Genomic DNA, 25,586 nt, shown 5'->3' on the forward strand with positions numbered 1-25,586 from the left:
CGGCGCTTTGGAAGCGCTGCCGAGGTGGTCCGCCTTGTCGTACCCCCCCTTTTTTCTTCCACGTCTGCCCAGGGCAGAGGTCTACGCTCTGCCCTTTCGTACCTTCGAGGTCACTTCCATGTCCGACGCCGCCGTCGTCTGCTCGAACGTCTCCTTCGCCTGGCCCGACGACACCCCCGTCTTTAACGACCTGTCCTTCTCCCTGACCCCCGGCCGTACGGGCCTGGTCGCGCCCAACGGCTCCGGGAAAACCACCCTGCTCAGGCTGATCGCGGGGGAGTTGAAGCCCGCCGGCGGCTCGGTGTCGGTGACCGGTACGCTCGGCCACCTCCCGCAGGCCCTGCCCCTGACCGGTGATCTCACCGTCGCCGAGGTGCTCGGCGTCGCCGCGGTGATCCGTGCCCTGGACGCCGTGGAGTCGGGGGACGTCGACGAGCAGCACTTCGCCGTCATCGGTGACGACTGGGACATCGAGGAGCGCACCCGCGCCCAGCTCGACCGTCTGGGCCTGGCCGACCTCGCCTTGGACCGCAGCCTGAGCACGCTCAGCGGCGGCCAGGTGATCTCCCTCGGCCTGGCCGCCCAGTTGCTCAAGCGTCCCGACGTCCTCCTGCTCGACGAGCCGACCAACAACCTCGACCTGAAAGCCCGGCACCAGCTCTATGACGTGCTGTCGGACTTCGGCGGCTGTCTGCTCCTGGTCAGCCACGACCGCGCGCTGCTGGAGCGTATGGAACGCATCGCCGAACTCGGCAGCGACGAACTACGCCTGTACGGGGGCAGCTTCACCGAGTACGAGGAGGCCGTGCGCGCCGAGCAGGAGGTCGCCGAGAAGAACGTCCGCAACGCCGAGCAGGAATGGAAGCGGGAGAAGCGGGAGTTGCAGCAGGCCCGTGAGCGCGCCGAGCGCCGGGCGAGCAACGCCGCGAGGAACCTGAAGAACGCCGGCCTGCCGAAGATCTTCGCCGGCACCATGAAGCGCGGCGCGCAGGAGGCCGCGGGCCGCTCCGGCACGATGCACGCCGCGCGGGTCAGCGATGCCAAGGCCCGCCTGGACGAGGCCGGGCGGGCCGTGCGCGAGGAGCAGCGGCTCACGCTGGAGCTGCCCGACACCCACGTGCCCGCCGGCCGCAACCTGTTCCTCGGCCAGGGCATGCAGGTCCGCCTCGGCGAGAGGGACGTGTTCGCGGCCGCCGGCGTCGATCTGAGCATCCGGGGCCCCGAGCGCATCGCGCTGACCGGGCCCAACGGCGCCGGCAAGACCACGTTGATGCGGCTGGTCACCGGCGCTCTCGCCCCAACGGCTGGGCAGATCAAACGCAACGACGCAAGGATCGCCTACCTGTCGCAGCGCCTGGACCTGCTGGACCTGGACCGCACCGTCGCGGAGAACTTCGCCGCGTTCGCGCCCGAGCGGCCCGAGGCGCAGCGGATGAACCTGCTCGCCCGGTTCCTCTTCCGGGGCGCGCGGGCCCATCTGCCCGTCGGTGTGCTCTCCGGCGGAGAGCGGCTGCGCGCCACCCTGGCCTGTGTGCTGTGCGCGGAGCCGGCCCCGCATCTGCTGCTGCTCGACGAGCCCACCAACAACCTCGACCTGGTCAGCGCGGGCCAGTTGGAGAGCGCCCTCAACTCCTACCGGGGCGCCTTCATGGTGGTCAGCCACGACGAGCGGTTCCTCGCCGAGATCGGGATCAGCCGCTGGCTGCGGCTGGCCGGCGGGGCGCTGACGCAGACGGGGGCACCGACGGTGTGAGCCGCCGACGTGTGACGTGGCCCGCGCCCGAGGCCGTGCGCCCGGCGGGCCGAGAACCGATCACGAAAGGGACGCTACCCCCGTGCCCCAGCCCGCTCTGTCCGCCCACGACCTCGTCCGCACTCTGGGCGGACGCCGCGTCCTCGACGGCGTCTGCCTCACCGCCTCACCCGGCCACCGCATCGGCCTGATCGGGGAGAACGGCGTCGGCAAGTCCACCCTGCTGCGGCTGCTCGCCGGCGTCGACGAACCCGACGCGGGAAGCGTCACCCGCCCCCGCGACCTCGGCTTCCTCCACCAGCAGATGCCGTTCGACGCGGACGCCACGCTCGCCGCCGTACTGGAGGAGGCACTGCACGAAGCCCGCGAGGACCTCACCGAACTGGACCGGCTCGGCGAGGAACTGGCCCATCTCCCCGAGGACGACCCCGCTCACACCGAACTCCTCGACACCTACGGCCGACGCCTGGAAGGGACCCAGGACCGGCAGTCCTGGGACGCCGACCGCCGCGCCGCGCTGGTCCTGGACGGCCTCGGCCTGGGCGCCCTGGAACACGACCGGAGCCTTCGCTCGCTGTCCGGCGGGCAGCGCGGCCGGCTGGCCCTGGCCGCGCTGCTCATCCGGCGGCCCCCCGCGCTGCTGCTGGACAGGTCCATGCGGGCGCGACCGGCCCTGGATGGGCCTGGCGACGAGCTCATATCTGGTACAGGGCCCCGCCGTCGACGGCCCATTCGGCGCCGGTGACCTGTCCTGAGAGCGGTGACACGAGGTAGGCGATGACCTGGGAGACGTCCCCGGGGGTGCCGATGCGACGGGTCATGAGGGGACGCACCGTGGTGACGAGCTGGTCGATCGCGTTGTCCAGGTCGGTGCCGAGGCTCGCGGCGACCTGGTCGCCGAAGCCGCCCGGGCGCTCGAACAGTTCGGTGCGGGTGGGACCGGGGGCAACGACATTGGAGCGCACGCCTTGAGGAGTGAACTCTGCGGCCAGTGACTTGGACAGGGACACGGTGGCCAGTTTCGCCGCGGCGTAGTCGGGGTTGTACGGGGCGGCCATCCGGGCGGAGTCGCTGGTCACGTGGACGATGCTGCCCCCGTCGCCTTCGAGCAGGGCGGGCAGCGCGGCTTGGCTCATCCGGCGCGCGGCGTGGAAGTTGAGCTGGAAAGCAGCCAGCCACTGTTCCTCAGCGACGTCCAGGAAGCCTCGGCGTAGGTCGACTGCCCCGGCGTTGTTGACCAGTCCGTCGATGCGTCCGTACCGCTCCACGACCGCCTTGACGACGCGCGCGGCGGCGGTGGCGTCAGTGAGGTCGGCGACGAGGGACATGCCCTCCTTTCCGACGGCATCCTCGGCGACACGGCGAGAGACACCGACGACGACCGCGCCCTCTTCGGTGAGCAGGCGGGCGGTGGCCCCTCCGATGCCGGCCGAAGCACCGGTCACAATGACGACTTTGCCTGCGAGTTGGAGATCCATGCGATTGTCCTTGAGCGGTTCCGGGGGATTTCTTGATGCTTCGGGGAGGGGTGAGCGATGCGGGCAGGCGGTTCCGTGCCGACCGATGTCCCGCGGGCTGGCGTCGAGAGTCCGGCCTCACCGGCCAGGAGGGACTTGCCGAGCACGCCGAGGCCCCGTGCCTCTACCAGCGCCCCTCGTGGACGACATCGTGATACGGGCGACGGGTCATCCGGCGGGCGCTCACGTCGCCGAATTGTCCTGCGTCCGGGGCGGCGTGCCCGAGCAGGGCGATGCCTATGGGTATGTATTCCTGCGGGATCGCCAGGAGCTCGTGCAGCAGATCGGCTTCTCCGCCCACAAAGGCTGCGGCTATTCCCTCGTCCACCGCTGCCATCATCAGGAGCAGCATCGCGGCGCCCGCGTCGGTGTGCCAGTACGGAACCACCCACAGCGCTTCCTCGTCGATCTCCGCGACGACCGTCATCTTGTCGGGCTCCCGGTAGCGCGACCGGTACACCTCCGGGCTGACGCAGACCACCACGTGCACGGGAGCTTGGGCAATGAAATTGTGGTGTCCCGAAACGTCCACAGTCTGCTGCGCCGGTTCTGCGATCTTCTGACGGGTCTCGTGGTCGATCACGACGACGAACTCGACGCCTTGGCTGAAGCCCGCGCTCGGCCCGCGGCGCGCGGTGTCCAGGATACGCCGCACCACCTCCGCGGGGACGGGCTCATCGGTGAACGACCGGACCATCTTCCGCCTGCGTACTACGTCTTTGAAATCCATGGTCACACTCCTGGGCCGTCTTCGTTGCCGGGTCAGCGCTGCCAGTTCAGGACGGTGGCGACGGTCCTGCCGAGCAACCACTCCTTCTCGGCCGCGGAGAAGGCGTCGGAGTCGCGGAGGTAGTGCAGGCTGTGCGAGTAGGGAGCGGGGTGCGGCGAGAGGCCGTCCTTGACCGCTTGCGTGTGGTCGCTCGCCCACAGGATCCGTTCGGGGCCGAAGTCGTCGACGACCCTGCGGAAGTGCGGCATCAGGTCGGGGTACGGGTACGGGTCGGCGGCGAGCCGCTCGACGTGCGACCACTTGAGGTAGGCGTTGCCGTACTGCGACAGGGCGCGGACCGGGTCGAGGCGGGCGTACCGCTCGGTCGGGGAGGCGTCGATCGCCGGCCAGCTGATGCCGATGTGGTCGACGATGAACGGCAGTTCCGGGAAGCGCTTCAGATACGGCTCGAGGGTGTCAAGGCGCGGGGTGATCATGATGAACACGGGCACCTGGTGGTCCTGGCAGGCGGCGAACAGGTCGTCGTAACCACCGCTGAGGAAGGACGGGTCCCGCCAGACTCCCCCGTCGAAGCCGGCGTGCACGCGGATGCCGGCACAGCCCGGCTTCGCCCGCACACCGGCGACGAGTTGCGTGAGGTCGGGGTCGTGGGGGTCGACGCGGGTCAGCCAGACGAACCGGTCGGGGTAGATGGCCGCGGCGAGTTCGGAGAAGGGCCGTTCCGGGCGCCACGCGCCGTGGGCGTGGTAGCCCCCCGGGAGCATGTGGTGATTCTCGTCAAGGCCGGTGAACTCATCCAGTACGGCTCCGTGGACGCCGACGGCGTCCATGGCGACGATGGTGGCGTTGAGGGTCGTTTCAAGGTCGACTGTCTGCCAGTGCGGGCCGATCTGGTTCGCGTGAAGCTGGCCGTCCAGGATGTTCAAAGGAAGCTCCATGAGCGATGCGCTGGGGTGATGGGCTGATTCCGCTGCGAGGGGGCACCGGAGTGCCGATGCGCCTGTTCGGGGCCAGCGGATGTCAGGCGCGGGCTGCCTTGGACAGTCCGGGCATGTGGGTGGTGAGGCCGCCGTCGACGACGAGGACCTGTCCGTTGATGTACTCGCCGGCTTCGCTGGCGAGGAAGACGGTGGTGGAGGCGATGTCGGCGGGGCGTCCGGGCCGCTGGGTGAGGCCGCCGCTGGACTCGCGGAAGGCTTCCTGGCTGGCCGTGTCGTCGCCGACCATGATCACGCCGGGAGCGATCGCGTTGCAGCGCACGCCCTGGGTGCCGTAGGTCGCCGCGATCATGCGGGTCAGGCCGATCATCCCCGCCTTCGCTGAGGAGTAGGCGGTGGCGAAGCCGGCGACGCTGCGGAGCGCCGACGTCGAGGTCATCATGATGATCGAGCCGGTTCCCGCTTCCAGCATGTCGGGCAGGACCCGACGGGCACCCAGCATCGGGCCGCGCAGGTTCACCGCGAAGACGCGGTCCCACACGGGCACCGAGGTGTCGAGCAGGCCTCCGTCCCCGGCGACCGACGCCTTCAGCGCGGCGTTGTTGACGAGCACGGTCACCGACCCGAACCTGGCACGCACGTCCTGGAGTACCGCCTCCCAGGCACCGTCCTCGGCGACGTCAAGGGTGTAGGGGGCGGACGAGCCGCCCTGCTCGGCGATCAACTCGTGGGTCCGCCGCGCGGTGTCCGGGTCGAGGTCGGTAACGGCGACGGTCGCGCCAGCCGCGGCCAGGCCCAGGGCGCAGCCGCGGCCGATTCCTGATCCGGCCCCGGTGACAAGGGCGACCTGTCCCCGCAGAGAGTTTCGTGGCATGACTGACTTCCAGGTATCGAGGTGTCGGAGCCTTGACCAGGGAAAACGTGCGGTCGATCAGCACAGAGATAAACGTAGACTCCCTACGTTTGACTGTAAGCGTAGGATGCCTACGATTGCAAACGGAGACCACAGAGGAGGTCCACTGACATGCGGAGCGAGACGGGGACGCCCCCCGCTGCCCGGCGGATGCGCGCCGACGCCCGGCGCAACTACGACAAACTCCTGGACGTGGCCGACGATGCCTTCGACGAGTACGGGGCGGACGCGTCGCTGGAGGAGATCGCGCGCCGCGCCGGAGTCAGCATCGCGACCCTCTACCGGCACTTTCCCGAGCGGCAGAACCTCCTGGAGGCGGTCTTCCTGCGAATCGCCGACAGCCTGCGTGACGAGGCCGTCACACTGCTCGAAGCGGCGGATCCGTTCGAAGCCTTCATTGCCTGGCTGCACTCACACCTGGAAAGCGGCGCGTGCGGGCGTGGCCTGGCGGCCAGCGTCATGAGCGCGAAGTTGCAGGAAGGCACGGACGTCAACACCAGCTGTCACCAGATGAAGCAAGCCGGAGCGGAACTGCTGGCGCGCGCCCAGGCCGCCGGACAAGTGCGGCAGGGAATCGACCTCGGAGACCTGCTGCTCGTCGTGCACGGCATCGTCCTCGTCAACGAGCAAGTCCCCACCACGGCCGACCGCCCGCAGCGGATGCTCGCCGTCGTCGTGGACGGCCTGCGCTGCTGACGACGAACCACTGCCGCCGCGGACGGCCTCTGACCATCCGGCGAAGCCGACCGGTGCCCTGACGACGCGTGGAACGGGTTCGCACAGGGCCGCAGCCTGGCCATCGGCCGGCTGCGGGGCAGGCTCAGGTCGTGACGGCCTTCGCGGAGTTCCACAGCACGCCGCTCTCGACAACCCCGAGTTGCACCGGAGGCCCTGTCCTCATGCACACGGCGACCGAAGATCACCCGACCGGGAAGCCGCACTCGAACCCACGCTCACCACGAGCGATAGAGCAACAGCTTCTAAAACCCTTTCTGGACGCGCTGGGCACGGTGAGTGATCGCTTGGGGATCGTGGCGGCCGCGGGCAACTACCAGAGCCAGCGGTCAAGGAACTCGGCCCAGATGAACCCGTGGTAGCCGTCGAAGGCAGACAGACACGTGGCCCCATCGGGGCGACACACTCCTCAGTGGCCGCCGGTGGCGTATCGGCTCCAGGTTCCACCGGCCTCGGTGACCAGGCGGGTGGTGGTCTTGTCGTGATAGCCGAGTGCCTTCGCAATGACGGGGCCGGGGCTTGGAGGACGAACTGTCGGATCACGCAGGCCCCTGCCGCGCCGGCCTCCTCATCGCGGGCATCTTCCTCTGGCCGGCCCGCTGAACGACAAGCAGATCACGGCCGGAGGCATTCTCCCTGCGGATCGAAGCAGATGAGTCCGTGCTCGCGAGCCAGCGCAGCAGCGTACTCGGACACTTCCTCCGCCTTGCCATAGGACATGAGCAGGTACACGATCGGGCCCGAAGCCTCCTCGATGACCGGCGGGGACGCCCATACGACACTGCGACCGACGTCGTCCGGATATCGCGCGACGAGCGCTTCCACATACGCCACGATGCGCGGCGCCGGAGGCACGACGACATCGTCCGACTCCAGGTAACGCTCGTAGAGCTCGTCGTAGGTCAAGCCCGCTTGGTGATTGTCGAGTGGACGGTCGCCATCCCACACCGCAAGGTCATAACTCACAAGCGCATCGTCGCAGGCATCGGCCTCGCCGGCGCCAGCAGGCCCTGAGATCGAACCCCCGCCAAGTGATACGTAAGAGAGCTCCTCAGCGAGGGGCCGGAGGGCGACCTTTCCCAGCCCCAAGGTCCCGTTCTCTGATGTACCACCGTGTTCCCCCTGCCACCATCAGATCGTGACGGAGACACAGGCAGCGCTGTACGCCGCGGCGGTTGGCGCGCTCTGTGCGCTCGTAGTTGGGTGCATCGCCGGCTGGGCAGCGCTCCGGCAGGTAGCGAAGACCGCGGAGGCTCAACGAAAACAGGCGGACTGGCAGCTTCGCAGCGAGGACTATGCCAACTTCGTCCGTGCCATGTTTCGCTTTCGTGCTCGCGTGGGCCATGCTGCGGTGAGGGCGGAGGTCTCTGGGGACTACTCAAACGAGGTGCGCGCTCTATACGTGGATCTCGCCAACGTCGCAGCAACGCTTACGATGCGCATCGCTGCAGATCCCGTGATGGATGCCATGCTGAAGCTGGTGAACTGCGCCTACGCCGTGCACTCACGTGTCACCGATCGCAGACGTCTTTACCTGCCCTCGCGGGATGCGGCGATGGATCGATTGCTCGAACAATTCGAGGACGCGGAATGGGCTGTGCGGAACGCCTTTCGCGACGATCTGTGGGGAGGGGAGTCCCTGCGGCGCAGCGGGCACGCCGGCTCAACGGGAGGTAGTGGAGGGTGAGGCCCGGATACGCATCGAAGGGGACAGGCCCGAGTGGCTTTCGTCGCTGTGTAGAGGAGGGAGCGCGCGCTGTGATTGCCGCCACGCCAGTTGCCCGATGGACCTGGGGGCGCGACGACAGTGACGTCCGTAGCCGAGGTCAGCTAGCGATCCATTCCCTGATCTCGTCGGCGATCACCCGCACGTCCAGCGCGTCGCGACTGATACGGGCCGCGAGGGCGGCGGCTTGCTTGGGCTGCACGTCCACGATGACGCCGCTCACCGTCAGGTACGAAGCTGCGACGACCGCCCCGAACAGAGCGTTCGAGTGCTCCAGCGCGGGGCACCGGATGAGCTGATGCATGAGCGCGGCCGCGCGGTGGCGTGCCTCGGTGTACACGGGGGTTTGCATGACCTCGTCGGCGTGCCGCGCGGCCGCGGCAGCCAGCGTTCCGAAGTCGGTGACGTCTGGATCGCCGGGAAGGTGTCGGTGAGCGAGGTCCAGCAGCCAGGCCCGGTCAATGCGAACGATCACGCGGCATCCGCCGGCCCGCGGCCGGTGCTCGGGCTTGCGAACTCCTCGGCGAAGGATTCGGCGAATTCATCGACGAAGTGTGCCCCGGCGGTGAGGAAGCGGTGCCTGACGTCGTTGGCCTCGTCGGCGAGCACCTGCTTGGCGTAAGCCTGCACGGTCATACCCGCGGCCGCGGCCCGGGCTTCGATCCCGGCGTGGACCTCGTCGTCCACTCGCACGTTGATCTGCTTCATACGAACAGCGTAGCGGCCTGTACAAAGCGCTACAACCGGCTTGGCGTCCATCACGGACGGCGACGCAGCACCCGGAGCGCACGCCGAATCTTCTCCAACGCGACTGGTCTTCCGTTTCCGGCTATGGGCGCGAAGGCCTGCAGCCGCGTGTGAGCGCGGATGCGGTGCGTGACGAGCTGCCGCAGGATCCCGGCCACCGACTGATGAACACCGTACGCAGGGGGAACCATAGGCGCCGAACCGTTTGCTGCCCTGAAGGACCCTTAGGTCTGGATGAGCAGGAGGGCGATGTCGTCGGTGCAGGGGACGGTGTGGGTGGCGTGTTCGAGGAGTGTGTCGGCGAGTGTGTCGACGTCGTGGTGGCCGGCTCGGGTGAGGTGGTGTGCCAGGTCGGTGGTGGTGTCGTCGATGTCGGTGCCGGGGTTTTCGACCAGTCCGTCGGTGTAGAGGACGAGGAGGGTGCCGGGGGGAAGGGGGATGGTGGTGGTGGGGTAGTCGGTGTCCGGGGTGATGCCGAGCAGGAGGCCGGGGGTCATGGGGAGGGTTTCGGTGCGGCCGTCGGGGTGCCGGATCAGGGGTGGGGGGTGTCCGGCGGTGGCCAGGCTCGCCCGGCGGCGGTCCAGGTCGATGTGGGCGTAGAGGCAGCTGGTGAACAGCCCCGGATTGAGGTCGGTCAGCAGGCGGTTGGTGCGGGCCAGGACGTCGCTGGGGGAGATGCCGGTGGCGGCGTGGGCGTGGACGGCGGTGCGGACCTGGCCCATGAGGGCGGCGGCCTGCACGTTGTGGCCCTGGACGTCGCCGATGACGGCGGCCGCGGTGGTGGGGGTGCAGTGGATGAGTTCGTAGAAGTCGCCGCCGATGTCCATGCCGTGGCCGGCGGGCAGGTAGCGGGCGGCGACCTCGAGGCCGGGGATGTCGGGCAGTTCCTGCGGGAGCAGGCCGGTCTGCAGGGTGCGGGCGAGGTGGTGCTGGGCGTCGTAGATGCGGGCCCGGTCCAGGGCCTGGGCGATCAGTCCGGCCAGGGAGGCGAGCACGGTGCGCTCTGCGACGGGGAAGGGGCGGGGCCGGTCGTAGGACAGGACGAGAAGACCGACGGCGCGACCGGAGGTGATCAGCGGCAAAAAGGCCCAGGCGTCGCGGTCCTTGTAGCGGGGCGCTTCGGGATAGGCGCGCTGGAAGTCGGTGAAGCTGGTGAAGAAGGCGGGCGTCTGGGTGCGGATGGCCTGTGCGGGCGGGGTGGCGGAGGCCAGGGAATCGCCCTCGAAGCGTTCCAGGAATGCGGTGTCGTAGCCGCGTGAGCCGAGGATGCGCAGCCGTCCGTCCCCGGCTGCCATGAGGACGAGTCCTTGGGCTTCGAAAGCGGGGACGAGCTGGTCGGCGACCTGGTCGACCACGTCCTGGACGCTCACCGCCTGGGTCAACGTCGCGGCCAGATACATGAGGTGATACAGCGCCGACGCCCCGAGCGGGCCTGCCGGGGCGGTGCGGCACGGTTCGGCCTCGGCGGCGGCCTGTTCGCGCGGGAGCGGGGTGATGTTGACGCTGATGCCGTCGGCCGCGGGGCACAGCTGGAACGACAGCCACTGGTCCGGGGGGTTGAGCACGGTGAAGGCGGTGGGCTGCTTGCTCATCACCGCGGCCCGGTACTGGTCCTCCAGGGCGGGGTCGCCCAGCCACAGCAGCCGTTCCCAGGGGCGCGAGCCCAGCAGATCGGCGGCGCCGACACCGAGGAGTTCGGCTGCGGTGGTGTTGAGGAAAGTGACCCTTCCCTCCAGGTCCAGGGAGCAGCAGCCCACGGGCAGCCGCTCGGCGAAGTCGTAGGCGGCCAGTGCCTCGGCCCGGCGCGGCTGGCGGGGGCGCTGCGCGGACAGCACCACGGGCTCCGCCCGGGGCAGCAGCGGGCGGCCGCGCCCGGCGGCCTGTCCCAGCAGGTGTCCCGCCCGTCGGCGAAACACCTCCAGCGCCTTTGTCTCGCGGTCGCTCAGCTGCGGGGGGTGCCATGCCGGCCACAGCAGGCAGACCCCGCCGTGCACCGTGTCGTCCCATTCCAGCGGCGCGGCCGCCACCAGGACCTCGTAGGGGGCGATGAGACCGATCCGCGGATAGCGGCGGGCCATCTCCTTCGGGCTGCTCAGCCAGATGAGGCGCCGCTCGCGTATGGCCTCGGCCACCGGCACCGCATCGCCCACCTCCATCCGCACCCACGGAGCGGCAAGCCTGCGGGGAAGCCCGGACAGGAGCGCCAGATGCAGGAGTTGGTCCTGCGGCGACAGCACATACACCATGCCGACCGCCGTGTCCGTGTCCTGCACCAGACGGCGGAACAGGCCGGCCAGCCGCCCCAGCGCCGTCACACGGCCCTGCTCATGCCGGCGCACCGCGCTCACCCCTCTGCCGCACCCAGGGCGAGGGGCGGGCCCGGCGTGCGAAACGTCCCCGGGCCGCCTCGGCGCTGAGGCCCAGGTGCGCCCCGATCTCGGCCCAGCTCGCCCCGGCCCGCCGGTCCGCGGCCACGGCCAGCAGCACCAACTGCTCCGACAGCTCCGGGACCCGGGCCACCGCGGCACTGCAGCAGCCCGCGGGATCGTCCTGGCCCGCCCGCTCCGCCGCCAGCTGCACCTGCAGCAGCAGATCCGCACCCGCCGCGGCCATCGCCGCCCGGGCCTGTGCGCCGCTCTGCCACCGGCGCCGCGCCCGCCAGGCCGCCTGCCGGTGCGCCGGCCCGCAGTACCGGCGCCCGGGCCGTGCCACCCCGGGCAGCGATCCACCGCACCAGGCACACCGCACGTCACCCATAAACGGACACTACGCCCGTTGGGGGGTGACGGCACCCGCACCTGGTGGGCGCTGTCGCTGCCCGGCCGCCGGCGCCGGAGCGACGGCCCGGGCTCTGGTCGGCCGGTCCCCGCCGCACGAAGCCGCGGGGTCGGCGCGCTGGGGGCCGGCGCACGCCGAAGGAGTGGCGCCTTCTTGCCCGGTGGGCGGGCTCAACGCCGGGCGGATCCCGCCCACTTGCCCGGCGGGTGTCGGTGACGTGTTCTGGCGGGTCAGGTGGTCGGGGCGTGGCCGGGAGCGGGCACGAGACGGTAGGTGCCGGCCTCGGATGCGACGGTGCCGGCGGTCGGCGGCGGGAAGTGGGTGCCCAGGACGAGGACGCCGGTGTCGCACAGGGCGGCCAGCAGGGCGCGGCGGCTGCATACGGCCTGTTCGGCGTCGGTGTCCACGCTGCTGGTGATGTGGGGGTGGGCGATCTGGACGGGGTGGTGGATGCAGTCGCCGGTGATGACGGCACACCGGTCGGTGCCGCCCAGTTCGACGGCGACCTGTCCCGGGGTGTGCCCGGGGGTGGCGAACAGCCGCACGCCGGGCGCCACTTCGACGCCCGTGCCGCCCGGCCCGGTCGCCGCGGGCACGTCGATCACCTCGAGCAGGCCGGCGTCGCGGATCGGGTGGAGCGAATCGCGCAGCACCTGCCGGTGCGGCGCATCCACCGGGGCGGCCGCCCAGTAGTCCCATTCGGCGGCGGAGGTCAGGTAGCGGGCGTGGGGGAAGGTGGGGACCCAGGTGCCGCCCTCGGCGCGGGTGTTCCAGCCGACGTGGTCGGTGTGCAGGTGGGTCAGGACGACCAGGTCGACGGTGTCGGGCGCGAAACCGGCCCGCCTCAGCCGCTGCAGGTAGTCGGTGTTCAGCTGGTGCCAGGCGGGATCGGCGCGCGTCTTGCCGTTGCCGATGCCGGTGTCCACCACGATCCGCAGGCCGCCCGCCTCGACGGCGAAGCTGTGGCTGGCCAGTCGCAGGATGCCGACGTCGTCGGCGAAGTCGGGTCTGAGCCAGGGCACGTGGCGTACGAGGTGAGGGCTCGCGCCGGGCAGGAGCATGGGGCCGGTCGATGCGGGCAGCGCGGTTTCGTCGATCCGGTGCACCCGCAGGCCGCCCAGCCGCCAGGCCGGTGCGGGGCCGTGGGAGGCGGGCGGGGGAGCCGGCGGGCTCATGTGCGGTCCTTCACGGTCAGGAACGACGCCAGGCCTCCAGGTGCGCCACGGCCTCGAGGTCGGCTTCCCCGGGACGCGGACTGCTCGAGTCAGTACAGATCCACCTTTGCGCTGTGACTGTCGGGGTGCATCTCCAGCCGATGGCAAGGTTGCGGTGCTTGGCAGGGCGGTGTGGAGGAAGACGGCGGTGGTGGCCGCGGGTTGGCTGTCACTACGGGTGCCGCGACCACGTTCGAAAGTGCGTCGGTCGGCAAGGGCGTGCTTCGAAGCGGAGGGCCGGCTTACCGCAGGCCTCCGGGGAAGCGCTCCGTCACGCCGGGCAGGACGCGTGCGGCCTCGGCGACGGCGCCCTCGACGAAGGCGATGCGGTCGGCCTCCTCCATGAGCACGTCGTGCGGTCGGCTGAACTGGTCGCGCCTGGTCAGGACAGCAGGTCCAAGGTGGTGCCGGTCTTGTCCGCCTCGGCCTGCTGGTAGGCCAGCCAGGCCACGGCCAGGTCCTGCCAGGGCAGTCCGACGGGGGTGTAGGCGGTGATCTCCTGGTCGTGGGTGCGTGCGGGGACCTGGCCGCGCAGGATCTCGCTCAGGGACGCGGCGGCTGTGGAGGCGGGCAGGCCGGCGCCTGCGAGGGCGCCGTGGGCGGTGACGAGCGCGACGTCGTCGACGATCAGGCGGGCGGAGGTGAGCACGCCGGGGGCGAGTTCCTGTTTTCCGGGCTCGTCGGAACCGAGCGAGGTCAGGTGCTGTCCCGGCCTGAGGTCCTCCGTGTGCAGCAAGGGGGTGCGGGCCCAGGTCGCCAGCACCACGGTGGAGGCCTCGGCGGCAACCTGCCGGGGGGAGGGGAGCACGGTGCCGCCGTGCCGGTGGGCGAAGGCGGCGGCGCGCTGCGGGTCGGTGTCGTGGACGACGAGGCGGTCCCAGGCGCGCAGGGCGCGCAGCCCGCGCAGGGTGAGTTCGGCCTGGGCGCCGGCTCCGATGACGCCGACGGTGTGGGGTGTGTCCCCGGCGGGCCGGGCGATCGCATGGGTGGCCAGCGCCGCGGCGAGGCCTGTACGCCAGGCGGTGACGGTGGCGGAGTCGATCAGGGCGAGCAGTTCGCCGTCGGCGCCGCTGTGCAGGCAGATCACCCCGCGCAGGGCGGGTGAGGCGTTAGGGAATTTCGCGTTCACCTTGACGGTGTAGGCGTTGATGCCCGGGAGCAGTCCGGGCAGCAGAGCCGTCGCCGTGCCGGGGAAGGGGAGGTCGGTGCGGACACGCCGGCCCGGGACCGTGTTCTGGGTGGAGGCGGTGAACCCCTCCCGCAGTGCCTGGATGCAGGCCAGGGGGTCGAGCAGGCTGAGCAGGTCGCTACGGGTCAGGATCCGGGTCACGCAGGTCAGGGTCTCACGCGTTCCGTATCTGTCGGGCCTGCCGCAACTCGCCGTGGCGTGCGGGCGCGGGGCTCGTAGTTTCCGCTCCGCTGCGAGGCGGCCCGCCGTACCGCGGGGTTTCGCCGGACGCGGGGTCGGTCTCCGCCGTGGCGCGGACCTCTGTCCGGGCAGGGGGCGGTCAGGGCCGCGGAGTCGTGTTCGCCCGGTTTGATCATGTGAGGGAAGAGCCGGCGCTTCGTGGCATCCTCGATCTCCATGGCCAAAGGAGAACTCGCAGAACTCCGGCGTTCGGGGCAATGGCCTTGACGGCGTGCTGCGTTGCCTGCCCGCGTCACCCAGCCTCTGCTCGGCATCCACTCAGCTCTTCCCCGTGGCGTGCTTCTTTCGCCAATGGATGAACGGCTTCAGCACGCCGCGATAGAAGAGATACTCGGGAGTTTCCTCGATCGAGTCCCATCCCCGGTAGAGGCTCACGTTCCTGATGTGCGGAGCCTCGGCCCGCAGGGCATCGAGATCGCCGAGCACGGAGGAGTTGATACCGGGGTCGCCCAGGAACTGCCAGAACACATTCTTGCCGGAGGCCGCCTCCAGTTGATCGGCCAGAGCCGGTCCTTGCGAGTAGAGCCCCCAGAAGAAGAACAGGACGAGGGTGGGGGCGTCGCCCTCCGGGAGGTTCTGTGCAATCTCCTTGACCGCCTGGCCCGGGTCCTCCGAGTCGAAGAGCGCATAGCGCTCCGCGTGCTGAGTGAGCAGGTTTCCCGGTGCGGCATCCCGAGAGAGCAGGGGCGCTCGTGGCAAGACCCCCCAGTTGGCGATCCACTGTTCGGCATTCGACAGCCGAAGACTCGGCAGACGGTGCGCCTGTGACGTGTAGATCCACGGGTCCACATCCGACGTGGGCGATATGACCTCGCCCAGCACGGCGGCTCTTCGCACCATATCGGCCACGGTTCCGGCCTCGAACGGATGACGATGCGCCCCCGGGAGGACCAGAACCACCCTGGTTGAGTTCCGCCGCACACCGCTGAAGCGTGCGGCCGCGGATGAAGCGATTCGTCCTTTACGCAGGGCCATCCTGTTTTTTGACGGATGCACTTCACCAGAGGCCATATCCGGAGGGTATGGCCTCAGGGCCGCGGGGAGAGCGGGTTTGATCAGGGATTTTGTGGAGGGTGAGGGCGGTTTCGCACGGGAGACCCCCCGGAGGGAAGCCGGGGGAGAACCGGGTCGGGCCCGGCTCGACACCCCTGCGGGGGTGCCGAGCGGGACCACTTGCCCCCGGGGAGGATCCGCCCATGGGTGCGGCTGCCCTCGCCCGGCTCACAGGCCGGCTTGACCGCAGCCCGGACTGCGGCGTGGGCAGGCCCGTTCAGCTGCGGCTGCGGCAGGACCGGTTCAGCCGCCGACCGTGGTGGCCGAGGAGTCGCTGACGTAGGGGGCGGGTGTGCGGGTGTCCAGGGCCGCCTGGTGCGGGAAGGAGGAGAGCACCGGGGCGGGCTGCGGGGCGGCGGCGTCCTGCAGGGCCCGGTAGAGGCCGGCGGTGGCGGCGGCGTCGTCGGCGACTTCCACGCCGCTCTGGCGGGTGCCCCACTTGCCGCGGGTCATGGTGAGCATGGCGTAGATGCGGATCGGCAGCAGCAGCACCAGGTGCAGCAGCCCGTACAGGGGGGCCAGGGAGTAGATCCCGAGCCGGCCGACGAAGGTGACGCCCGGCCGGGGCACGTCGAGGTAGCGCACGCTGCGCGCGTATCCCATGACGGCGGTGAAGACGAGGTAGCCGGCCAGGTGGGCGGGGATGTTGCCGGGGTCGGTGGCGGGCTTGACGGCCAGTGAGGTCAGCGCGGCGCCGGTGAACACCAGCCAGGTCGCGACCTCCAGGAACGTCAGGTACCAGCCGGGGCGCAGGCGCGGCAGGTTGCGCAGCGCCCACTGGGACTCGCGGAAGAAGGACTTGTTCCACCGCACCTGCTGGCGCAGGAAGTGCCCGAGGCGTTCGGGGACGGCGGTGTAGGCGACGGCGGTGGACTGGAAGAGGACCTGCCCGCGCATCAGGGAGTAGTTGGTCAGGCGGCGGTCGTCACCGAAGACGGCCGGGCGGCCCAGGAACTTCTGGGTGAGGAAGTCGTCCAGGTTGGCGTGGACGACGTCCGCGCGGTAGACGACCAGGGAGCCGCAGCAGCACAGCACCGAGCCGAGCCGTGAGTAGGCGGCGCGCTCGAAGAGGAAGGCGTTGCCGTAGCGCAGGTCTATCAGCCGGGTGAGCAGGTTCTTGCGCTGGTTGAGGGCGAGGACGAGACCGGTGACGGCCTTGACGCGCCGGTTGGACAGCGGCTTGATCAGTTCCGCGACCGCCTGGGGGTCCAGCACGGTGTCGCTGTCCACGCACAGGTAGGCGTCGGCGCCGGGACTGGCCCTGAAGCCGACCGCGAGGGCTTCGCGCTTGCCCTTGTTCTCGCTCTGGCGGTGGATGCGCAGGCCGATCCCGGCCCGGGCGAACTGCTCGGCCATCTCCTCGGCGGCCCGCACCGCGGACAGGTCGCCGCTCGCGTCGTCGACCACGTGCACCAGGGACACCGGGCGGGACTGCGCCAGGATGCTGCGCAGGCTGCGCCGCAGGGTGCCGGGGTCCTCGTTGTAGGTGGGGATGATCGCGACCAGGTCGAGCCGGTCCGGGGCGGCGCCCTGCCGGTCGGCGGTGCGTGCGGCCTGGTAGGGCCGGTAGGTCAGGGACAGCAGCAGCTTCACGGAGAGCAGCCCGATGGCGGCCATGCCGTACAGGTGGAGGGTGCCGCTGATGACGTAGGCGGCCGCCGAGCCGGTGACGACGAAGGCGAGCAGGGACAGGCGCGGCAGCCTGGAGGTCCAGGAGGTCGGTCGGTCGGCCCGGTGCAGGCCGCGGGTTTTCCGGAAGGAGAGCTGGGGCACGTGGGCACGGCTTTCGTCTCGGTCGGGCGGGCGTGGCGGCAACTGCGCCGCACCGAATGCGCCCGGCTTCCCCCCACGCATTCGCGGACAGTTAAATACGCGACACGGAAGAACAGATAGGGCATAGCTGGGTGATATGACCCACAGTGTGTTATAGGCGTCCTATATAAATAGGCGGATCATTCCGCCCTGCGGGCGGGCAAGGGGTGTTCGGCCCGGGTTCACCACATACCTCCGAGGACGCCCCGGCCTTTCAGGCCGGGGAGGAATCGGCCCGCTGCGGAGCAGGGCAGGAAACGGGGTTTCGCCCCCCAGGGCGAAAGACCGCCCACATGATCGGGTAAGGCGTGCGGCGTGCGTTGCGAGAACCAAGCGCGCACACCGCGCCGATCGAGAACCAAGACGGCACGTGCACCTTCATGCTTTGCCGTACCAAACCGGGCTGGTCTCAACCCGGCTGGTGTTGATCGTGTAAGAGCTGCTGGTCGCTGACCCGCAGCCAACGTGAGCCAGGAATCCCCCTGCTTCAGCTGGGGGAGGATTCAAAGCGTGGCGAGTGCGGGTGCGGGGGCGGGCACGGTGGCGGGCGGGAGGGCGAGTTCGGCCCAGATGGTCTTCCCGCCGGACTGCTGCCGGGTGCCCCAGCGCTCAGCGAGCTGCGCCACGATGAACAGTCCGCGTCCGCCCTCGTCGAAGGTGCGGGCCCGGCGCAGGTGGGGGGCGGTGTGGGCGCCGTCGGACACCTCGCAGATCAGGGTGTCGTGCCGGATCAGGCGCAGCTGCACGGGGCTGCCGCCGTAGCGGATGGCGTTGGTGACCAGTTCGCTGACCACGAGTTCCGCGAGGAACGCCGCCTCCGGCAGCCCCCAGTGGGCCAGCTGGAGCGAGGCCAGGTCGCGGGCGCGGGCGACCTCGGAGAGGTCCTCCAGCAGTTCCCAGGCGACGGTGTGCCGGTCGTCCAGGGCCTGGGTGCGGGCGACGACGAGGGCGATGTCGTCGCGGGTGCGGTCGTCGACCAGCAGATCCAGCACGTGGTCGCAGGCCTCCTGCAGCGTGGGCTTCGGCTCGGACAGGGCCTGGAGCAGGCGTTCGAGGCGTTCGTCCAGACTGTGGCGGGGGGATTCGACGAGGCCGTCGGTGTACAGGGCGAGCAGGCTGCCCTCGGGCAGATGCACCTCGGCGGTTTCGAAGGGCAGGCCCCCCACGCCCAGCGGGGGACCGGCCGGGACGTCGAGGAAGCAGGCGCCCTCCCCGGGACGCACCACGGCCGGCGGGGGATGGCCGGCCCGGGCGGCGGTGCACAGCCGCGAGATCGGGTCGTAGACCATGTACAGGCAGGTCGCGACGAACTCGCCGACATCCGCATCGGCGACCGCGTCCTCGGCCCCGCCTGCCGGGGTGGGGGAGGTCTCGCTCTGCAGCCGGATGACGATGTCGTCGAGGTGGGTGAGCAGCTCGTCGGGCGGCAGGTCGATGTCGGCGAGGGTGCGCACCGCGGCCCGCAGCCGCCCCATCGCCGCCGAGGCGCGGATGCCGTGCCCGACCACGTCGCCCACGACCAGGGCGACCCGGGCCCCGGACAGCGGGATCACGTCGTACCAGTCGCCCCCCACACCCACCCCGATATCCGCGGGCAGATAGCGCGCGACCGCCTGCACGGCCGGCTGCGGCGGGACCACCTGGGGCAGCAGACTGCGCTGCAGCGCCACCGAGGTGGCGCGCTCGTGGGTGTAGCGGCGGGCGTTGTCCACGCACACCGCGGCGCGCGCCGCGATCTCCTGCGCGAGCAGCACGTCGGCGGCGTCGAAGGGGTCCCGGTGCCGGGAGCGGGTGAACAGGGCCGCACCGAGGGTCACCCCGCGGGCGCGCAGCGGGACCGCCAGCGCGGAGTGCGGTGCCTGCATGCCGGTGCCGTCCGGATCGGCGGGCCAGTAGCCCTCGCCGTCGGCGGCGCCGGTGAACTGCCCGTGCACGGGGACGCCCCGCAGCAGGCTCAGGGCGGGCATCGAGCCCCGGCAGTAGGTGACGCTGCTGCGGCCGGGCGGTGCGGCGGCGGCGAGCGCGGCCGGCACCGACCGGCGGGCGGCGCGGCGCAGGGTGACCGGGCCCGCGTGCGGCCCCGGCGCGGGCTCCTCGCCCTTGAGGACCGGATCGAAGAGGTCGACCGCGGCATGGTCCGCGAAGCGTCGCACGGCGACCTCGGCGAGCTCCTCGGCGGTGCGGGCCACGTCCAGGGTGGCCCCGACCCGGCTGCTGGCCTCGCTGAGCAGCGTCAGCCGCTCCCGGGCGACCATCAGGCCTTTCAGGTGTCCCTCCGCGGCGATACGGGCGCGGCAGACGGCCAGGCTGACCAGCAGCGAGGCGACCAGCGCGGTGATGACGGTGATCCGGCTGGCGTGGGACATGGACGGCAGCAGGATGCCGTAGGCGAGGATGCCGACGGCCAGGTTCGCCAGGCCCACGACCAGGGTCTGCCGCAGCGGCACCAGAGCGGCGGCCACGACCGGGATCAGCGTGGAGTACTCGGCCATCCCCATGACCTGCATGCCCGCGGCGGCCAGGACCAGCCGCGCGCCCGCGACCACCACCACGGCGATCAGCAGGGTGATGAAGGTGGCGCGGACGGGCGGGGCGGCGGTCCCGGCTCGGTGAGGGACCAGCGGGGTGCGGTGCATGACGTCCTCCTCGGGCCGGCTGCCGTACGGCGAGACGACCGGGAAACGGGCGGGCAGTGGCATCCACGCAGGGCTACCGGTGACCGGTGAACGGTGAAAGTGCTGGTCACAGGCCGGTGATCAGAGACCGGCGGTCGAAAGAAGCCAGAGATTCTTGATATGTCATCCGATAAATGGAATTTACGCCGTGTAGGTGGGGCGCTTCCACAGCGAGCGCGCCCGGCGCGCCGCGGCGGGGCGGAAGGGACGGCCGATACGGCAGGGGCATGCCGTGCGCGCTGGTGCGGCATGGGTGGCCGCCATCGGCACGCCGGTGCCTGCGTGGCGGGCTCTTCGCCGCATGGGGGAGTGCCTGCCATGGTCGCGGTTCGCCATGGGGAAGGTGCCGACGCCTTCCGGTGCGGTGTCCGCTCCTGGATGTGCGGGTGGTCCTTGCCGGGGCAGCGGGGCGGCGGGTCGGCGCCAGGTGCGTGCCGGGGCGAGGAGGCGGTGCGCGGTCGTGGGCGGCGTGTGGGGCAGGGCCGTGGACCTGTCTGCTGCGCGGATCCGGGCCGGCTATGGCAGCGCGGTTGCGCACAGCGCGGCTGGGACCGTTCCCCGTACCGGCGCGGGCGCATGGATGCGGGAACCCGCCCGAGCCGCGCCCGGCAACGGTGCGGCGGGCATCGTCCTCTTCGGGCGGGCGAGGATGCCGCGTGCTCCCGCCGGTTGACCATGGTGTGTGAGCCGGCGTTCGAGAGACGGCTTGATTTGGAACCACCGGTGTCCGGATCGGCAGCCGGGATGTGCGTAGTGGTCGCCGCGCGAGCCGGCTTTTCGTCAGCGGGAGCAGATCACGGTGACGAGGGTGAAGGAAGCGAAGAAGGGCTTCTCAAAGAGCGAGGTGAACCACCGACGGCCGCGTACTTCGGCGATGTAACCGTCCTGAACGGCCTGCTGCATGTTCCGGCCGAGCCCCAGTGTGTGATCCGCGTCCTGGAAGTCGAGGAAGACCGGTGTTGTGGCCCTCACCGTCTCGATGGTGAAACCTGCTTGCTGCGCGTAACGGGCAAGGCTGCGGCCGATGGTGGCGTGACGGACCACTTCCGAGGCGGTGTAACGCGTGAACGCGCGGCTCGTGTCGAGATCCTCGGCATCGACCACCAAGGTGTCCCAGTCCGGCTCGGCCAAGCCGATCCGTGCCCCGGGCCGGGTGGCCAGGTGAAGCTGTTCCAGCACTGCGGCCGGATCGTTGACGTGCATGAGGACCCGGTCGATCTTGGCCCGGTCCACCGTGCCGGGCTCGACGGGCAGGGCATGGACATCTGCTTCGCGGATCTGAACGGCTGGTAGCTCACTGGTGCGCCGGCGGGCCTCGGCCAGCATGACCGGGTCGCGGTCGACACCGATCACCGTGCCGCTCACGCCGACACGCTCTGCCAGCGTAGGAAGGTCTGTGCCCGGGCCGCATCCCACGTCGAGCGCGGTCTGGCCCAGCTGGACGTCCAGCAGTTGAATTAACTCCTGCTTGTAGCTGCGGCCGGCGGCGCTGGCCGCAGCTCGCATCATGTAGGCAGCCGCGTCAGGCCGGGGGCTGCCGAAAGTTGTTGACATGCGGGAAATCCTTCCCCAACGGAGTCCTGAAGGCCGGGGCGTCCTCGGAACGGGGCCGGGCCCCTGTCCGCGGTCCGCACCGCGGCCCAGGGGCCCTTCCGCCTTCGTCGAGACGCCGTCCCTGCTTCTACTTCAGGCCGAAGGCGCGGATCAGGGTCTGGCTCACGCTGTTGCCCTTCGTATCCCGCGCTGTGGTGCGCAGACTGGCGAAGCGGGCCCGGGAGGGCGCGGCGAGCTGTGTCTTCCAGCTGCCGCCGGATTGCCGTAGTGCCGTCCGGTGCCACGTTGCACCCTCGTCGTAGGAGACTTCCAGCGTCACCGCGCGAATGGCTCCCTTGCCCGCCGCCCCATTCAGGTGGGAGGGCGTGAGCGTCAGCCCGGTTCGGTGGTGCGCCGTGCCGGACGGGTCGGTGGGCACCGCGTAGTCGAGTTGGACCAGCGGCAGGGTCGTGAGGACGGTGTGGTCCGCAGTGCCGGAGGTGAAGCCCCACTCGGTGCGCGTGCGGGTCGAGTACGGACGCTCCGGCAGGTTCCGATCGCCCTCGACCACGATGCGGTAGGGCAGCGGATCCGGTGAAAGGCCCTCGACGGTGACGATCCCCTCGTTGACGTCCTCTCCGAGCAGCTGGTCGCCCTGGTACAGCGAGATCTTCGAGGTGTCGACGTCGGCCCAGACAACGCCCGCGTGCCCGCCCGAGTCGCCCCAGGCCGGCACTACGGATGTGCTGATGATGTCGCCGACCCGGTAGGGCGCCTGCCAGGTGATGCCGTCGTTGAGCAGACGGGGGTGCTGGACGGGAGAGAACCAGTCCTCGCGGGTCGTGCTGCGTGCCGTGTAGGCGCGGGCCGCGCCCCGCAGGCCGAGGTCCCGCATGGCCGCGGCGGAGGCCCAGCGAAGGCTCGCGCCCGCTGTCACCCATGACGTGAGCGTGCCCTGGGCCCGGATGGGCGTCGAGTTGCTGAGCATGGGGCTGCCGGAGACCACGGAGACGTCGTCGCGGTACTGCACGGCCTCACCCTGCTCGGTGTTCCGGAAGGACTCCTCGATCCGGGCAAGGTCGCCGCTGCGGGGACGGTAGGACGGATCGAGGGCAATGGCGCCTTCGCTCTGGCGGACCAGGTCGTACAGGTAGCGCGGGTAGGGGTGCGAGACCACGCGCAGCGTCGCCGTGCCGGGCTTGCGGATCCGCTCCAGCAGCCGCGCGCTGTCGTCGGTGCCGAGCGAGGCCACCGGCAGCGGTGCGGCGTCGGGCAGTTGCGCCCAGGGATCCAGCTTGCCGTAGCCGTCGTTCAGGATGAGCAACTGCCTGGCGCCGGCCTTCGCCGCTGCGGCCGCCTGGTCAGGGGCGGACACGGTGTCGCTGCGGCGTACGACGGCTACCTGGCCGCGCACCTTCACCGTGCGGAAGTCGGCGGCCGAGCCGTCCGCGGCCCAGACGGCTCGGTAGGTTCCCGTGCCCTCCGGCAGCTTGGGGGACAAGCTCTGGATGGTGACGTCCTCGTAGGTCCGGGATCCGGAGGAGAACGTCAGGGGCGGCTCGATCTGCCGCCAGCGGGTCGCGAAGTGGTACGAGCCCTTGGTCACCTTCGGCGTCGGCGTGACCCAGAGGCTGTCGTACAGCCAGTACTGGGGCATGTAGCTGTCCATGAACGGGTACAGGCCGCTGTCGGCGCGGTACTGGTCCACCCTCATGAACTGGTTGGCGGTCGGCTGCGGGGTGAAGGCGGCCGCCTGGCGCAGGTCGGCGGCGTCGAAGCGGACGGTGCGATCGGCATCGAGGTCGACCTGCGGCGCCGAGAACACGCCGGAGCCCAGCGTGTGCGTGCCGTCGATGCCGGGGACGTCGGCGTACATCCAGGCCGCGTAGGTGCTCGGGGGCAGACGCAGGTCCGTGCGGCCCGAGGCGTCGATCTCGTACACCTTGGGGAGGGTGTTGCGCTCGACGTCCTTCAGCACGAGGGTGCCGGGCAGGGCGGCGCCGCGCCGGTCCTTCGCCGTGACCGACAGTGTGACCCGCCGGCCCTCCTTGTTGAGGCCGACCGACGTACGGGCCAGGACCGTGCCGTCGCTGCCTGCCGCGGTGAGCCGGCTCGAGTAGGCGGCATTGTCTGCCGCCGCGTCGAGGTGGCTGATCACGCCGACGGTTGCGGTGCCGTGCGCGGGCACGGTCAGGCGCGAGTCGGTGAGGGTGAACAGGCCCTCGGGCAACTGGTCCTGACTCAGGGAGAGATCCAAGGTCACCGGCGCGGCGGCAGTGTTGGTGTAGGTGACGTCCTTGCGGACCGTCTGGCCGGGCGTGTACGGGTAGCGGGTCTGCGCGAACGCGCTTCCCGACGCGAAGAGCGTGGACTTCACGGCGGCAGCGACGTCGACCCGGCCGCTGCCGGCCTGGAAGGGGCTGAACCGCTGGGTGCTCGAAGTGGTGCTGACCAGGGCGTCCTTGAGCTGCTGCCCGGTCCAGTCGGGGTGTGCCGCGGCCAGCAGGGCAGCGGCGCCGGCGACGTGAGGCGTCGCCATGGAGGTGCCGCTCATCGTCTGGTAGGCGCCCTCGCCTTCGGGCGCGTACTGGGAGCGGGCCGCGAGCACGTCCACGCCGGGGGCGGTCAGATCCGGCTTGATGGCGTTGTCGCCCACCCGCGGGCCGCGGCTGGAGAACTCCGCCAGCTGGTCCACGCCCTTGCCCGGGCCGTGGACCGCGCCCACGGTGAGCGCGGCGTCGGCCGCTCCGGGCGCGCTGACGGTGTAGGCCTCCGGTCCGGAGTTGCCTGCGGCGATGACGAAGAGGGCGCCGGTTTCCTTGCTGAGGTGGTTGACGGCCTGGCTGAGGGGGTCGGTGCCGTCGGTGGGGCCGCCGCCCAGGCTCATGCTGACGACCTTGGCATGCTGGGTGCGGGCGGCCCATTCCATGCCGGCCAGGATCCAGGAGTCCTGGCCGCTGCCGCTGTTGTCCAGGACCTTGCCGATGTGCAGCGAGGCGCCGGGGGCGACGCCCTTCTCGGTGCCGCCGGAGGCCGCGCCGGTTCCGGCGACGGTGGAGGCGACGTGAGTGCCGTGACCGTGCCGGTCGGTGACGTCCTGGCCCGGCACGAAACTCTCCGCGGCCGCGATCCGGCCGGCGAAGTCCGGGTGCGCGGCGTCGATGCCGGTGTCCAGGACGGCGACGTCCACGCCGTGTCCGGTGTCCCCGCCGGCCCACACCGCGGGCGCCCCGATCTGCGCAGTGGTGTCGGCGAGGGTCGCGGTGACCTTGCCGTCCAGCCACACCTTGGCGATGCCGCCGGCCAGCCGCCCCTGCGACGGCGCGGAGGTCGCGTCCGTCCGGGCCCCGGCCGCGGGGGCCGGCGTGCTGCCGGTCAGGGACGACCAGAAACCGGCCGCCTCGGCGTGGTCGGCGGATATCGCCGCGCCCTGGATGCTGCTGAGGGTCAGGGTCTTGCGCGCTCCGTCCGGCGTCTTGGCGCGGGAGCGGGCAGCGGCGTCGGTGTACGTCACGATCAGCGGCAGCCGGTCGCTGCGGGCATCGTCGTAACCGTCCTTCAGCAGCCCCGAGACGTTGAACAGCTGCTCGTCCAGCGCTCCTGACGCGATGTAGGGCAACGCGGCGTCGGGATACACATAGGTGTCCGGCCCGACCGTCATCACATGCGCGCCACCGGTCCTGCCACGCGGGTCGGTCACCGACGTGACCGACTGTGCACGGTCGTCGGCGGTGACAGTGACCTTGTCACCCGTGATCAGCGTGACGGTGCGGACGATCGCGGGGCCGCCGGCCGCCGCGGCGGGGGAGGGGAACGTCGCCGCGGCATCGGCCGACGCCGCAGGACTCATGGCCGTCAGCACCACCAGGGCGGCGACGGCGGCGGTCAACCCGCGTCTGCGGGAAGGAGGCAGGGGCAAGGGGAACCTCACGAACTAGTGCCGCATCAGGCAACGTTTGCCCTGTTGTGATGTGACGCGCCGTCCGGATGCTGTGTTGGACGGCGCGTGGGCGTCATTCTGTCCGGGTGGCGG

19 protein-coding genes and 1 pseudogene are annotated in these 25,586 nt (G+C 70.7%); 4 read left to right on the forward strand and 16 right to left on the reverse strand.

Annotated elements, in window-relative coordinates:
- Positions 1 to 118 precede the first annotated feature (118 nt).
- Both ADL25_RS35175 and ADL25_RS35180 read left to right on the forward strand, forming a co-directional pair.
- A complete protein-coding gene (locus ADL25_RS35175) occupies positions 119 to 1,753 on the forward strand; it encodes an ABC-F family ATP-binding cassette domain-containing protein (protein WP_059131967.1) in 1,635 nt (544 codons plus the stop codon).
- Positions 1,754 to 1,835: 82 nt separating this feature from the next.
- A pseudogene (locus ADL25_RS35180) lies at positions 1,836 to 2,402 on the forward strand (ATP-binding cassette domain-containing protein); the annotation flags it as partial.
- A gap of 46 nt (positions 2,403 to 2,448) precedes the next feature.
- Here the strand turns inward: ADL25_RS35180 and ADL25_RS35185 are convergent.
- From ADL25_RS35185 to ADL25_RS35200, 4 genes are all read right to left on the reverse strand, one after another.
- Positions 2,449 to 3,231, reverse strand: a complete 783-nt coding sequence (locus ADL25_RS35185; RefSeq protein WP_059131968.1) for an SDR family NAD(P)-dependent oxidoreductase — start codon at positions 3,229 to 3,231, stop codon at positions 2,449 to 2,451.
- A 163-nt stretch (positions 3,232 to 3,394) separates the two neighbouring features.
- The gene (locus ADL25_RS35190; RefSeq protein WP_059131969.1) at positions 3,395 to 4,000 is read right to left on the reverse strand and encodes a nitroreductase family protein; all 606 of its coding nucleotides are present in this window, start codon (positions 3,998 to 4,000) and stop codon (positions 3,395 to 3,397) included.
- 32 nt (positions 4,001 to 4,032) lie between these two features.
- Positions 4,033 to 4,938 (reverse strand): amidohydrolase family protein, encoded by a 906-nt coding sequence (locus ADL25_RS35195; RefSeq protein ID WP_079050778.1) that lies wholly within the window; start codon positions 4,936 to 4,938, stop codon positions 4,033 to 4,035.
- Positions 4,939 to 5,020: 82 nt separating this feature from the next.
- Complete coding sequence (locus ADL25_RS35200) at positions 5,021 to 5,812, reverse strand: SDR family NAD(P)-dependent oxidoreductase (protein ID WP_059131971.1); 792 nt, start codon at positions 5,810 to 5,812, stop codon at positions 5,021 to 5,023.
- A gap of 189 nt (positions 5,813 to 6,001) precedes the next feature.
- On the opposite strand from ADL25_RS35200, the gene ADL25_RS35205 reads away from it, so the two are divergent.
- Positions 6,002 to 6,547, forward strand: a complete 546-nt coding sequence (locus ADL25_RS35205) for a TetR/AcrR family transcriptional regulator (RefSeq protein WP_059131972.1) — start codon at positions 6,002 to 6,004, stop codon at positions 6,545 to 6,547.
- 654 nt (positions 6,548 to 7,201) lie between these two features.
- Here ADL25_RS35205 and ADL25_RS35210 read toward each other — a convergent pair.
- On the reverse strand, positions 7,202 to 7,552 hold the full coding sequence (locus ADL25_RS35210) for a hypothetical protein (RefSeq protein WP_059131973.1): 351 nt from the start codon (positions 7,550 to 7,552) through the stop codon (positions 7,202 to 7,204).
- A gap of 172 nt (positions 7,553 to 7,724) precedes the next feature.
- On the opposite strand from ADL25_RS35210, the gene ADL25_RS35215 reads away from it, so the two are divergent.
- Complete coding sequence (locus ADL25_RS35215) at positions 7,725 to 8,273, forward strand: hypothetical protein (RefSeq protein WP_059131974.1); 549 nt, start codon at positions 7,725 to 7,727, stop codon at positions 8,271 to 8,273.
- A 139-nt stretch (positions 8,274 to 8,412) separates the two neighbouring features.
- Here the strand turns inward: ADL25_RS35215 and ADL25_RS35220 are convergent, their stop codons facing one another.
- The 11 genes from ADL25_RS35220 to ADL25_RS35270 form a co-directional block, all read right to left on the reverse strand.
- Positions 8,413 to 8,787 carry a hypothetical protein gene (locus tag ADL25_RS35220; protein WP_059131975.1) on the reverse strand — a complete coding sequence of 125 codons (375 nt, stop codon included), beginning with the start codon at positions 8,785 to 8,787 and terminating at the stop codon, positions 8,413 to 8,415.
- Positions 8,784 to 9,020 carry a plasmid mobilization protein gene (locus ADL25_RS35225; RefSeq protein ID WP_059131976.1) on the reverse strand — a complete coding sequence of 79 codons (237 nt, stop codon included), beginning with the start codon at positions 9,018 to 9,020 and terminating at the stop codon, positions 8,784 to 8,786. Before ADL25_RS35225 ends, ADL25_RS35220 begins: the two co-directional genes overlap by 4 nt.
- 263 nt (positions 9,021 to 9,283) lie before the next feature.
- Positions 9,284 to 11,398 (reverse strand): SpoIIE family protein phosphatase, encoded by a 2,115-nt coding sequence (locus ADL25_RS35230; RefSeq protein ID WP_234381167.1) that lies wholly within the window; start codon positions 11,396 to 11,398, stop codon positions 9,284 to 9,286.
- Positions 11,385 to 11,816: a hypothetical protein gene (locus ADL25_RS35235; protein ID WP_147318094.1), complete on the reverse strand. Its 432-nt coding sequence runs from the start codon at positions 11,814 to 11,816 to the stop codon at positions 11,385 to 11,387. Before ADL25_RS35235 ends, ADL25_RS35230 begins: the two co-directional genes overlap by 14 nt.
- Positions 11,817 to 12,067: 251 nt before the next feature.
- Positions 12,068 to 13,012, reverse strand: coding sequence for an MBL fold metallo-hydrolase (locus ADL25_RS35240; protein ID WP_059131979.1), 945 nt, complete (start codon positions 13,010 to 13,012; stop codon positions 12,068 to 12,070).
- A gap of 421 nt (positions 13,013 to 13,433) precedes the next feature.
- Positions 13,434 to 14,381, reverse strand: coding sequence for an ornithine cyclodeaminase family protein (locus tag ADL25_RS35245; RefSeq protein WP_059131980.1), 948 nt, complete (start codon positions 14,379 to 14,381; stop codon positions 13,434 to 13,436).
- Positions 14,382 to 14,738: 357 nt separating this feature from the next.
- Positions 14,739 to 15,491 carry a VWA domain-containing protein gene (locus ADL25_RS35250; RefSeq protein ID WP_079050779.1) on the reverse strand — a complete coding sequence of 251 codons (753 nt, stop codon included), beginning with the start codon at positions 15,489 to 15,491 and terminating at the stop codon, positions 14,739 to 14,741.
- A 285-nt stretch (positions 15,492 to 15,776) separates the two neighbouring features.
- Positions 15,777 to 17,306, reverse strand: a complete 1,530-nt coding sequence (locus ADL25_RS35255; protein ID WP_059131982.1) for a glycosyltransferase — start codon at positions 17,304 to 17,306, stop codon at positions 15,777 to 15,779.
- Positions 17,307 to 17,848: 542 nt separating this feature from the next.
- Positions 17,849 to 20,044 carry an ATP-binding SpoIIE family protein phosphatase gene (locus ADL25_RS35260; protein ID WP_059131983.1) on the reverse strand — a complete coding sequence of 732 codons (2,196 nt, stop codon included), beginning with the start codon at positions 20,042 to 20,044 and terminating at the stop codon, positions 17,849 to 17,851.
- 756 nt (positions 20,045 to 20,800) lie between these two features.
- Positions 20,801 to 21,574: a methyltransferase domain-containing protein gene (locus tag ADL25_RS35265; RefSeq protein WP_059131984.1), complete on the reverse strand. Its 774-nt coding sequence runs from the start codon at positions 21,572 to 21,574 to the stop codon at positions 20,801 to 20,803.
- A 127-nt stretch (positions 21,575 to 21,701) separates the two neighbouring features.
- The gene (locus ADL25_RS35270; protein WP_234381168.1) at positions 21,702 to 25,472 is read right to left on the reverse strand and encodes a S8 family serine peptidase; all 3,771 of its coding nucleotides are present in this window, start codon (positions 25,470 to 25,472) and stop codon (positions 21,702 to 21,704) included.
- Positions 25,473 to 25,586 lie beyond the last annotated feature (114 nt).

The organism is Streptomyces sp. NRRL F-5122 (assembly GCF_001507435.1).
Classification (GTDB): Bacteria; Actinomycetota; Actinomycetes; order Streptomycetales; family Streptomycetaceae; genus Streptomyces; species Streptomyces lannensis.